This is a genomic window from Micropruina sp. (assembly GCF_027492755.1).
In the GTDB taxonomy this organism is placed as follows: domain Bacteria; phylum Actinomycetota; class Actinomycetes; order Propionibacteriales; family Propionibacteriaceae; genus Micropruina.
In genome coordinates this window covers 2,496-13,936 of record NZ_JAPUED010000099.1, presented here as the reverse complement: position 1 = coordinate 13,936, position 11,441 = coordinate 2,496, and the positions used below count along the sequence as shown (strand labels likewise).

Annotated in this window: 7 protein-coding genes; 3 read left to right on the top strand and 4 right to left on the bottom strand. The window is 71.2% G+C overall.

The window, feature by feature from the left end:
• Positions 1-1,765 (bottom strand): hypothetical protein (locus Q0066_RS06840; protein WP_298131414.1); only part of this gene is annotated, 1,765 nt, incomplete at its 3' end.
• 159 nt (positions 1,766-1,924) lie between these two features.
• Here Q0066_RS06840 and Q0066_RS06835 point away from each other — a divergent pair.
• Together Q0066_RS06835 and Q0066_RS06830 are read left to right on the top strand one after the other, a co-directional pair.
• Positions 1,925-2,980, top strand: a complete 1,056-nt coding sequence (locus Q0066_RS06835) for a VanZ family protein (RefSeq protein ID WP_298131411.1) — start codon at positions 1,925-1,927, stop codon at positions 2,978-2,980.
• A 144-nt stretch (positions 2,981-3,124) separates the two neighbouring features.
• Complete coding sequence (locus tag Q0066_RS06830; RefSeq protein ID WP_298131409.1) at positions 3,125-6,313, top strand: S8 family serine peptidase; 3,189 nt, start codon at positions 3,125-3,127, stop codon at positions 6,311-6,313.
• Between the two features lie 62 nt (positions 6,314-6,375).
• Here the strand turns inward: Q0066_RS06830 and Q0066_RS06825 are convergent, their stop codons facing one another.
• The 3 genes from Q0066_RS06825 to Q0066_RS06815 are packed head-to-tail and all read right to left on the bottom strand — an operon-like array spanning position 6,376 to position 9,475.
• Positions 6,376-6,813, bottom strand: coding sequence for a hypothetical protein (locus tag Q0066_RS06825; protein ID WP_298131407.1), 438 nt, complete (start codon positions 6,811-6,813; stop codon positions 6,376-6,378).
• A 22-nt stretch (positions 6,814-6,835) separates the two neighbouring features.
• Positions 6,836-8,479 (bottom strand): hypothetical protein, encoded by a 1,644-nt coding sequence (locus Q0066_RS06820; protein WP_298131404.1) that lies wholly within the window; start codon positions 8,477-8,479, stop codon positions 6,836-6,838.
• A gap of 9 nt (positions 8,480-8,488) precedes the next feature.
• The gene (locus Q0066_RS06815) at positions 8,489-9,475 is read right to left on the bottom strand and encodes a LacI family DNA-binding transcriptional regulator (RefSeq protein ID WP_298131401.1); all 987 of its coding nucleotides are present in this window, start codon (positions 9,473-9,475) and stop codon (positions 8,489-8,491) included.
• Positions 9,476-9,579: 104 nt separating this feature from the next.
• Here Q0066_RS06815 and Q0066_RS06810 point away from each other — a divergent pair, with 104 nt between their 5' ends.
• Positions 9,580-11,241: a glycoside hydrolase family 13 protein gene (locus Q0066_RS06810; protein WP_298131400.1), complete on the top strand. Its 1,662-nt coding sequence runs from the start codon at positions 9,580-9,582 to the stop codon at positions 11,239-11,241.
• Positions 11,242-11,441 lie beyond the last annotated feature (200 nt).

Here is an 11,441-nt window from a genome sequence, read left to right as displayed (position 1 = left end):
GTTCAGCCTGCTCCGCCTGTTCAGCAGAGAGCCGCTCCTGCTCCGCCAACCGCCGGCGCTCGGCCTCCTCCTCTTCGCGACGCCGGGTCTCGACAAGCTCGACCAACCGGAGTCGCTCGGCCTCTTCCGCTGCGAGGCGCTCGCGCTCCACACGCTCGGCTTCCTCGGCGGCACGGCGTTCACGCTCGGCTTCCTCGGCGGCGAGGCGTTCGGCCTCGGCGAGGGCTTCCTGTTCGGACTGCTCCTCGTCGACGGTGGCCAGCTCGGCGTCTTCGACCGCCTCGCGTTCGGCCTCGACCTCGGCGATCTCCTCGGCGGTCTCGAGGGCGGCGAGTTCGGCCGCCAACCGCTCCAACTCCTCGCGCTCGGCGCGCTCCTCGTCGGTCTCGTCGCTGACCCGGGCGCGCAACGCGGCCTCGGCCTCGGCCCGTTCCCGCTCCAGCTGGCGTTCGTGCTCGGCGATCCGTTCAGCGCGCTTGCGCTGCCGTTCCAGCCGTTCCTGCTCGGCGGCCTCGGCCGCCTCCTGGGCTTCCCGTTCCGCCTGCTCAGCGGCCAGTCGCTGCTGCTCCGTCCGCTGCCGCTCGGCCTCGGCGGCCAGCCGGGCCGCCTCGTCCTCGGCCTCGCGGGCCCGGCGGGCCAGTTCAGCCTCCGCCTCGACCCTCCTGTTCTCCTCCGCCTGATGAGCCGGACCGCGCAACGCCGCGAGGCGTCCGGACGGCTCACCCTGCGCGCCGGTCTGGACGCCGAATGCCTCCTCGGGCGGCAACGGCGTCCAGGAGACCCGCCCACCGAGCCGGGTGCGCTCGCGGCGGGGCGGCGTTTCGTCGTCGGAATCACCCGTGACGGACGCCGCCAGCTCGGCCAGGTCGTCGGCCTCGGCGGCGCGGCCCAGCCCACGCAGGTCGTCGGCCAGGTCGGTCAATGCGACCACCAGCAGTTGCTGGGCCTCCGGCTTCCGGACGGCGAGCGTGCCGAGCAGGTCGACCAGTCGTCGCCGCAGGGTCAGCCCCAGCCCGGGTGCGCCCACCGCCAGCACCCGGTCGGCGGCATCGCTGTACAGGCCGAACAGCGGCTCGCTGAGCCGTTCCAGCAACGCCGGCGGCAACTGCGCGGGCGACTCGAGCGCCTCCAGCGCGTGCTGCTCGTAACGCTCGACGGCCCGCAGCGCGTACTCCACGGCAGGCTCGGCCCAGCCGGCCGCCCAACGGGCGTCCGATGCGACCCGGTCGACATCGATGGCGGCGAACTCGCCGTCGTCGGCGCCCACCGCGACCGCGGCGTCGGCACGCGCGTTCGCCGCGGCCACCTCGTCGGCGGCGAGACCCACCCGGGCCCAGACCAGCAGAGCCCAGGCGACGGTTCGCGGCTCCAGTGCGGCGTCGAGATCGAGCCGGCTGAGCTGCTCACGCAGCCCGAATGCCGCGGCCAATGCCTGCCCGGCCTGGGCGTGCAGGCCGGCCGCCGACTGGATCATCGCCAGCTGGACCAGCGCCGTGACCGATCGGACGGCGTCCACGCGCGGCGTGTAGGGCCCGACCGGACCGTGCTGCGCCAGCACCTTCGCCGACAGCGTCACCGCCTCCTGCACACCGGACGCCGCCTCGGCCCAGCCGTGGCCGGCCAGCCGGTGCGCGGTCAGTTCCACCAGGGCGTCGGCGACGGCACCCATCCGGGCCGGGTCACCGCCGGCCCAGTCGCGCCGGCGCTGCACCTCGGAGGCCAGTCGGCGGGTCTGCTGGGCGTAGCTGTCACTGGCGTGCTTCATGGGCTCCCTCTGGTGGCACGGGGGCGGATCGGCGTCCGGGAGCCTCCATTGCACCATGCGGCAGCAATCAGGCGCACGCGTTCCCGCGCCGTCACTCTGGCCCGTCCCGACCCGGACGCCTACACTGACCCGTCCCGTCCCCACCCGAAGGAGGCCGTCGTGCTGAGCGAGTTCGGCCCCAGCACCTGGCTCGCCGTCTTCCTCGGTGCCGCGCTCGCGGTCGTCGCCTTCGTCCCGGTCGCGGCGCACCGCTATCGCGCCGCCGGACGGCTGCGGTTGCTCGACCTGGTCGTGCTGCTGCTGGTGGCGATGTACTCGATGGCACTGTGGACCTACACCCTGGTCCCCATTCCGGAGAATGACGACTTCCGCTGCGTGGGAGCCAACTTCACCCCGTTCGCCTTCGTCGCCGACATCGCCGCGGACGGACGCAGCCCGCTGGCGAACCGGGCCTTCCTGCAGGCCGCCTTCAACATCGTGCTGTTCCTGCCGCTGGGCTTCTTCCTGCGCACCCTCACCCGACGTGGGGTGGTCACCGCGACACTGATCGGGCTGGCCGTCTCGCTGGCGATCGAGTTCACCCAGCGCACCGGCATCTGGGGGCTGTACCACTGCGCCTACCGGACCTTCGACGTCGACGACCTGATCCTGAACACCGCCGGCGCGCTGGCCGGCTCGCTGCTGGCGCTGCCGACCCTGCACCTGCTGCAGCGCCGGCGTCCCGCACCGCCGGTCACGCAGGTCAGTCTCGGACGCCGCTGGACCGGGATGCTGGTCGATCTCCTGGTCATCACCGGCGTCGGCGTCAGCCTCACCATCGGGTGGCGGGTGATCGCGCTGGGCGTGCTGCAGTGGCAGTTCGACGAACTGCCCGGTTGGGTCGATCAACTGCTGCTCACCGGCGTCCCGCTGCTCGTCGAAGCCTGGTGGGTGCTGGGCCGCGGCCAGACCGTCGGCGAGGACGTCGTCCGCCTCGAACCGGTCGCCGCCGACGGTGCCCGTACCCGCAGCCGGTGGATCAAACTCGCCGCCGGTGTCGGTGGCTACCTCGTCCTCACCAGCGACCTGATCGGGACGGCGCTGCCGGGCCAACTGCTTGCGCTGGCCACAGTGGTGTTCGCCATCCGTTCCCGCAACCATCGCGGGCTGAGCCACATCGCGGCGGGCATGGAGTTGCGAATCGAACGGCCGGACGATGCGGCGCAGAACGGTTGAGCCGCCACCCGCGACGCACTCGGCGGGCAGCGCTACACCCCTTAGCACCGTTGACTCGCCCGGGAGCCCTCCGTAGCCTGCTCGCCAAGAGCCACTCCCTTTGTCACGGCTCGCAATCCGCTTTTCAGAAAGGCTGGGCAGATCTTGCTACGCCGGAAACTCCTGATCGTCACGGGCGCACTCGCCCTCACGGTCCCGACCGTCGCCTACGCCGAAACCGGCGTCGACCGGTTCGACGACTCCCCGAAAAAGTCCCTTGTCGGCACGCAGTTCCGACCGGCGGCGGCCAACCCTGACGCCAAAGTCACCGTGATGGTGGAACTGTCCGGCGACCCGGTCGCGGTTGCCCAGGCGCAGGCCGGCAAACCGCTCTCCACAACCCATGCGGCCGAGATCCGGTCCAGGTTGAAGAAGTCCCAGGACGACGTCAAGCGGCAGATCCAGGCCCGCGGCGGCAAGGTCCAGTCCCAGATGCAGTCCGCCTACAACGGCATGCGGGTCACCCTGCCGCGCAAGCAGATCAAGGCCGTGGCGGCCCTGCCCGGCGTGAAGTCGGTGACCGCGGCACGCACCTACAGGATCGAGAACGCGGTGAGCGTGCCGTTCCTCGGCGTGCCGCAGGTGTGGCAGAAGAGCAAGTACCGCGGTGAGGGCGTCAAGGCCGCCATCATCGACACCGGCATCGACTACACCCACGCCGACTTCCGCGGCCCGGGCACGGTCGAAGCGTTCGAACAGGCGAAGGCGAGCAACACCCCGAACCCGGCGTGGTTCGGCAAGAAGGCGCCGCGGGTCAAGGGCGGCTACGACTTCGTCGGTGACGACTACAACGCCGATCCGAGCAGTGACGACTACCAGCCCGTCCCGCATCCGGACGCCAACCCGCTGGACTGCAACGGTCACGGCAGCCACGTGGCCGGCACCACCGGCGGCGGCGGCGTGAACGCCGACGGCACCGCCTACACCGGCCCCTACGACAGCAGCACCCCGAACAAGAAGTTCAAGATCGGCCCGGGTGTGGCGCCAAAGGTCGACCTGTACGCGCTGAAGGTGTTCGGTTGCGAGGGCTCGACCGACGTGGTGGTCGAGGCCATCGACTGGGCCGTGAAGAACCGCATGGACGTGATCAACATGTCGCTGGGTTCCACCTACGGCACCGCCGACGATGCCGATTCGATCGCCGCGCAGAACGCGGTGGCGGCCGGCGTCGTCGTGGTCGCTTCCGCCGGCAACAGCGGACCGAACCCGTACCTGACCGGCTCGCCCGGTGCCGGACGCGGCGTGGTCAGCGTCGCCGCCGTCGACTCCACGAAGAGCTTCCCCGGCGCCTCGCTGAAGCTGGACGGCAGCACCATTGCGGCGATCAACGCCAACGGTGCCGACATCCCCAGCGACTCGCTCAAGGTCGTCTACGTCAACGACGATCCGGGGACCACCGACGTCGATGAGTCCCTGGGCTGCTCGAAGGAATCCTTCACCCAGGCCGGCGTGAAAGCGGGATCGGGTCAGATCGCCGTTATCCAGCGCGGCAGCTGCGCCCGTGTCGCCAAGGCCATCTTCGGCCAACAGGCCGGCGCGGACGCGGTGGTGATGGTGAACTCCGACCCGAGCTACCCGCCCTACGAGGGTCAGATCCTGTCCAACCCGGACAACGGTGACGAGTACACCGTGACGATTCCGTTCCTCGGCGTGCGGAGCACCGACGGTGCCGCCCTCAAGCAGGCCGATGGCAAGAAGCTGACGCTGGCCGCCAGCACGCTGACGAACCCCGGCTACCGTGCCTACGCCTCGTTCTCCTCCGGCGGCCCGCGCAACGGTGACAGCGGCCTGCGTCCGGCGGTCTCCGCTCCCGGTGTCAGCATCAGCTCGGTCGGCGTCGGCACAGGCAGCGATTCGGCGGTGCTCTCGGGCACGTCGATGGCGTCCCCGCATGTCGCGGGCGTCGCTGCCCTGACCCGCCAGGCGCACAAGAGCTGGAAGGCCCGCGAGATCGCCTCGACGCTGGTCAGCACCTCCGATCCGTCGAAGGTGGCCGGCTACCGGCTCACCCTGGGCGGCGGCCTGATCGACACCAAGCAGGCCGTGAACACCAAGGTCTACGCCTACGGTGACACCTACTCCAGCCGGGCCGGGAAAGGCTACGAGGCGACGCTGAGCTACGGCTTCACCGAGCCCACCTCGACCTTCCAGGCGACCAAGAGGCTGACGCTGGTCAACAAGGGTTCCAAGAAGGTCACCTTCCGGCTCTACAACGAGAAGACCAAGCAGTCGAGCTCGGCGTCGGTGACGTTCAGCCCCAAGAAGGTGACCGTGGGTGCCAAGAAGAGCAAGACCGTCAAGGTGACCCTGCGGGCCAAGGCATCCAGCCTGGGCAACGCCCTCGGTGCCGACGATCAGTTCAGCTTCCACGAGGTGTCGGGCAACGTGAAGATCACCAGCACGGGTGGCAACGGGACGTTGCGGGTGCCGTACCTAATGGTGCCGCGGGCGCAGGCCAAGGTGGCCGCCAGCCAGAAGGTGCTCAAGGCGCAGCAGTCGCCGAACTCCACCACGGTCAAGGTCAACGGCAAGACGACCGAGACCACGAAGCCCAGCGACGCACCGGCGACCCGGACTCTGGAGGTCACGCTCACCAACCGTAAGGGCGCACTGAGCACCTCGGCCGACTTCTACACCTGGGGCCAGAGCGACAAGCAGGATCAGCCGTCGAAGACCCCCGGCGGCATCGACCTGCGGGCCGCCGGCATCCAAGCGCTGCAGGACGGTGACGACAGCCTGCTGGTCTTCGCGATCAACAGCTGGACGCGGTACTCCAATGCCGCCGCCAATGAGTACGACGTGGAGATCGACGTCGACCGGGACGGCGACACGGACTTCATCGTGTTCAGCGCCGACTCTGGGCAGGTCCGGGCCGGCGACCCGAACGGGCTGAGCGAGGTGTTCGTCTACGACGTCGCCAAGGACGCGCTGAGCAGTGCAGGGTACCTGGCCACGGCACCGACCGACAGCAGCACCATCCTGCTGCCGGTGGAGGCTAGCTCGCTGGGCCTGACGGCCGACAGCAAGACGTTCTCGTACGCGGTGTCGTCGCTCTCGATCGTCGACAACGCCTACGGCGACGAGATGCTCAACTGGGCCGACTTCAACCTGTCCACGCCTTCGATCCCGAACGGTGACTACGAGACCGTCAAGGTCAACGGCAGCACCACCGTCCAGCTGGCCGTCGACCCCGCCGCGGTCGCTCGGCAGAAGCCGCTGGGCACGATGATCGTCGTGCTCGACAACAAGGCCGGGAAGGACGAGGCGCTGCTGCTGCCGACGCCGCGGTTCTGACCGGTACCGACCACCACCGACGCCCCCGGGATCTCCCGGGGGCGTCGGTGCGTTCGGCAGGCTCAGCGGGTGCTGCTGCGCAGCGCACCCGGGACGGCTCGCTCGCACAACCGGGGCACGTCGCCCTGGCCGAAGCGGTAGTCGTAGCGCTTCCCGCCGGCCTCAACGATCACCCGCATGCCGTCGACCTGAGCTTGGGTGTACTGGACGCCGGGCTGCGGACAGCCCAGCGAGCCGTCGTTGAACCGCACATTCTCGGCGCTGACCACCGTCGGTGCGGCGGCCACTCCGCGGCCGCGCAGGTCGGACTCGATCGCAGCCAGCTTCTGTGACGGCAGTTCGGTCGGCGTCCCGGACGGCGCAGTCGGCAGCGGCGGCGCGGTCTGGAACCGGGTCTGCTGCGGGCTCGGTGTGCTCGGTTGGCCCGCCGGGCCGGACGGCGGCGTCATCGAACACGCACCGAGCAGAGTCAGGGCGAACAGGCAACCGAGGCGACGCATGCGGCCAGTCTAGGAAGTGCGATCAGCCGATGCCCGTCAGCAGCCGTTGCATCTGTGCCACCGATGCCTTGCCCGAGTCATAGGTCACGGCGACCAGGTCGCCGCGGGCGGCCGCCGTCCACAGGCTGCCGTCGCTGTCGGCCAGCACCGGCGCCCCGGGCATCTTCGACAGCGGCTTCAGCGCCCCGCGGGAGGCCCGCTCACGCAGTTCCCGGCGGGCCGCCTCGGCCTGCTCCGGGCTGATCCCGGACGCCGGCGCGGCCGGCTTGGCGTCCGCCAGCAGCCAGGGCGCGATGGTGGAACCGCGGGCCACCGACGCGGTGGCCATCGCCATCGCGAACGGCGACAGCCGCAGCGGGCCGTCGTCGGTGCTGGCGCCGAAGATGTCGACGCCCAACCCGAACCGGCCGGTCAGGCCGAGCGCCTCGATCGCCTCGGCGGCCCCGCCAGGGCCGGCGATAGCGCTGACCGGGGCGAAATCGGCCGGATACACCCGCTGGGTGGTCGCGGTGGTGTCCCCCGGCTTGCTGGCCAGGGCCAGCACGGCGCCGTCCGAGGGGCGCACGATGACCACCGCGGCCCGCCCGGACGAGCGGGTCAGCAGCGCTTCAGCACGGCGCTGCAGGCCGGCGTCCAGGGTGATCTTCAGCGGCTGTCCGGCGACCGCGGGCACCCGGAACAGCTCCCTGGGGTCCTCCGGATGGCCGTCCGGATAGGCCTGGACGACGAATCCGGTGACGCCCATCAGCTGCTGGTTGTAAGCCCGCTGCAGGCCGCTCAGGCCGACCAGGTCACCGGCGCGAACCGCCCCCTGTCCGGCCCGGATGGCGTCGTCGGTGGCCTCCCCCACGGTGCCGAGCAGCTGCCGGGCGAAGGTGCTGGTCCGGGCCAGCGGACGCTCGGCGTCCAGGATGCGCACGCCTTCGACTCGGCGGGCGGCGTCCAGCATGCGCCACTCGTCCTGCCCCACCGCGCGGATCACGGTGGCCTCCACGTAAGCCTTCGGGCCGTAGCCGGCCACCTTGGCGACGTAGCCGTCGACGTCGATGCCGACCGCCTTCGCCAAGGCCGCCGCCGACTTCGGCTGCACGTCGGGTGCGACCAGTGTCTTGTCCAGGCCGATCCGCTTGGCGTCCTGGTTCCAGACCAGCCGCTCGTCGTCGGCACCCACGATCTCGCCACGCTCGGGCGCCAGCCGGACGGCGCGCAGCCGGTCGCCGTCCTCCAGGCCGGAGGCGATCAGGTCGCGCTGCCAGACCCCGGTCCAGCCGTCGGGACCGTGCACCAGCCGCAGGAAGGCGTCCTGCACCCAAGCCGGCTTGCCGTCGTGGATCACCCATTCGGCGCGCAGCCGGGCGGTAGCCTCGCGCTGGTCGTCGGCCACCTGGACGTCGAGGACCTCGATGGTGGGCCGTATCTCGCCCATGCCGCGCAGGGTGGCGGTCAGGTCCTCGGTTTCGACCGGCCCGACGGTGGAGCCGAACGAGCCGTCGGCGATGGTGCGGGCGGCGAGGGCGTCCGCGGCTCGCCGGGCCGCGTTCCTGGCGCCCGGCACCGGGTCGGTGGCGGTGCGCCAGATCAGGAAGCCGCCTCCGGCGGCCATGGCCAGCACGATCAGGGCGATCACCCAGACTCGCGGCTTCTTCGCCGACTGGGTTGCGCTCATGGCCGCATGCTACCCAGGCGTTCCCTCACCGGCCGGAGCGGGCCCGGTGCTCTGCCGCACCACCAGCTCGACCGGCAGTTCGACATCGGACGGCGCGACGGCGTCCGGATCGGTTCGTCGCGCCAGCAACTGCCGGATCGCCTGCGCCGCGGCCCGGCCCTTGGCGTCCGGGTCCTGCCGGACGGTGGTCAGCCCCAGCCCGGCCGCCACCGGATGGTCATCGAAGCCCACCACCGACAGCTCCTCAGGCACCCCCAGGCCGAGTTCGCCGGCGACGGCGAGCACCTGGGCGGCCACCAGGTCGGACGCGCACAGCACCGCGGTCGGCCTGCGCCGGCGCAGCAGGTCGAGGATCGCCGTCCGGTTGTCGCCGAAGATGTCGACGAAGCCGACCACGGGTTTGATCCCGGCCAGCCCTTCCAGCCAGCCGGCCAGCCGTTCGCCGCCGGGTTGCGGGGTGAGCACCGCCACCTGCCGGTGACCCCACTCGACCAGGTGCGCGGCGGCGCGCCGGGCGCCACCCCGGTCGTCGATGGTCACCCGCACGCCGGCGTCCGCCCAGGTCATGTCGACCGCGACGATCGGGACGCCGCGGCGGCGCAGCCATTCCACCGGCGCGGCGTCCGCCGCGCAGGAGTAGGCGATCGCGCCGTCCATCGCCACGTCGTGGGCGGGAACGGTCGGCGGCAGCATGGTGAGTGCGAGTCCGTCGGCGCTCAGCTCGTCGGCCACCGCGCCCAGGAACCGGGCGGTGACCGCGTCGGAGAGAGCCAGCCGCAACGGCTCGGTCCACAGCACCCCGATGGCGCCGCTGGTGCCGGTGGCCAGCGAGCGGGCGGCCGGGTCGGGACCGCGATAGCCGAGCTCCTCGGCCACCGCGAGGATGCTGGCCCGCAGCTCGGCGGACAGCTGATCGGGCCGGGAGAAGGCGTTGGAGACGGTCATCCGGCTGACCCCGACCCGGTCGGCGATGGACTGCAACGTGACGCGTGACATGGGCTCCTTCCGCCTCGGGTGCCGGGTTTGCCTTCACTCCCACCCGCGACTATCTTTATCGGTACAGAAACTATACCGGTAAAGGCAATCCAGTAGGGAGATTCATGGACGGGCGCAACGCACGCGACGACTGGTGGCGGCACGCGGTGGTGTATCAGATCTATCCGCGCAGCTTCGCCGACGCCAACGGTGACGGCGTGGGCGATGTCGCGGGCATCAGGGCGAAGCTGCCCCACCTGGCCGCGCTGGGCGTCGACGCGATCTGGATCAGCCCTTGGTATCCGTCGCCGATGGTCGACGCCGGCTACGACGTCAGTGACTATCGCGACATCGAGCCGGTCTTCGGCACCCTGGCCGAGGCGGACGCGCTGGTCGCCGAGGCGCACGCCGCCGGCATCAAGGTGATCATCGACATCGTCCCGAATCACACCTCCGACCAGCACGCGCTGTTCCGGGCGGCGCTGGCCGCCGGCCCCGGCTCGCCCGAGCGCGAGCTGTACATCTTCCGCGAGGGCAGCGGCTCCTCCGGCGAACTGCCGCCCAACGACTGGCAGAGCAACTTCGGCGGCCCGGCCTGGACCAGGGTGGCCGACGGGCAGTGGTACCTGCACCTGTTCGCCCCGGGCCAGCCCGACGTCGACTGGCGGCACCCGGGCGTCCGGGCCGAGTTCGAGCAGACCCTGCGGTTCTGGTTCGACCGGGGCGTGGACGGCTTCCGCATCGACGTGGCGCACGGCATGGCCAAGGACTGGGAGCTGCCCGACCTGGACGGCCTGGAGTTCCCGCTGCCCGAGGATGCCGAGCACGACCATCCGCACTGGGATCAGCCGGGCGTGCACGAGATCTTCCGCGAGTGGCGCCGGGTGGCCGACGAGTACCGTCCGTCGCGCGCGTTCTGCGGCGAGATCTGGGTGGGCCGGGCCCACCGGCTGGCCGCCTACCTGCGTCCGGACGAGCTGCACACCGCGTTCAACTTCGACTTCCTGATGGCGCCCTGGCTGCCCGGAGAGCTGCGCCGGGTGATCGACGCCACCATCGCCTCGCACGCCGCGGTCAGTGCCCCGCCGACCTGGGTGCTCGGCAACCACGACGTCTGCCGTCCGGTGTCGCGGTATGCCCGTGACCAGCACGGCCTCGATCCGATGGCCCGCAATCTGGTGCACTACCAGGGCCGGCCGGCCGATCTGGCGCTGGGTGGCCGGCGGGCTCGGGCGGCGGCGCTGCTGATGTTCGCGCTGCCCGGCGGCGCCTACGTCTACCAGGGCGAAGAGCTGGGCCTGCCCGAGGCCGAGGACATTCCCGCCGAGGCGTTGCAGGATCCGGTCTGGTTCCAGTCCGGCGGTACCGACAAGGGCCGCGACGGCTGCCGGGTGCCGCTGCCCTGGACCGCCGCCGGTGAGTCCTTCGGCTTCTCCCCCGACGGTGCGGCGGCGCCCTGGCTGCCGCAGCCGAGCGACTGGGCCCCGTTCGCCGCGGACGCCCAGGACGGCGTCCCGGGCTCCACGCTGGAGCTGTACCGTGCGGCGCTGAAGCTGCGTCGCGAGCTGGGCGAACTCGGCGACGGCAGCCTGGAATGGCTGGACGGCGGCGAGAACGTGCTGGCGTTCGCGCGGGGAGCGGACGCCGACGGCGTCCGGTTCCAGTGCTGGACGAACCTCGGCAGCGAGCCGGTGGGGCTTCCCGCCGGCGAGGTACTGCTGGCCTCCGGCGCCCTGGACGCCGACCGGAAATTGCCGTCCGACACCACGGTGTGGCTACGCGGCTGAGGAATCAGAGAAATTCTCTCCGGCCCGTTGTATCAGGCCGCGGCCCAGCCACTCATGGTGGTTGAAGTCGCTGATCCCGGAAGGTCGGGGGGCTGATCCGGCGGTGTGACTTCATCGGGGGGAACGCATGGTGCGCGACGTACCGGCAGGCAGGTCCGTTGGGGGACGGAACGCCGCCGGGCGTCGCGCACAGCGGTGTT

What these genes read in the sequence shown, in the direction of transcription:
- Q0066_RS06825 (WP_298131407.1), bottom strand. Translation starts at nt 6,813, where the DNA reads ATGCGTCGCCTCGGTTGCCTGTTCGCCCTGACTCTGCTCGGTGCGTGT.
- Q0066_RS06820 (WP_298131404.1), bottom strand. Translation starts at nt 8,479, where the DNA reads ATGAGCGCAACCCAGTCGGCGAAGAAGCCGCGAGTCTGGGTGATCGCC.
- Q0066_RS06815 (WP_298131401.1), bottom strand. Translation starts at nt 9,475, where the DNA reads ATGTCACGCGTCACGTTGCAGTCCATCGCCGACCGGGTCGGGGTCAGC.
- Q0066_RS06810 (WP_298131400.1), top strand. Translation starts at nt 9,580, where the DNA reads ATGGACGGGCGCAACGCACGCGACGACTGGTGGCGGCACGCGGTGGTG.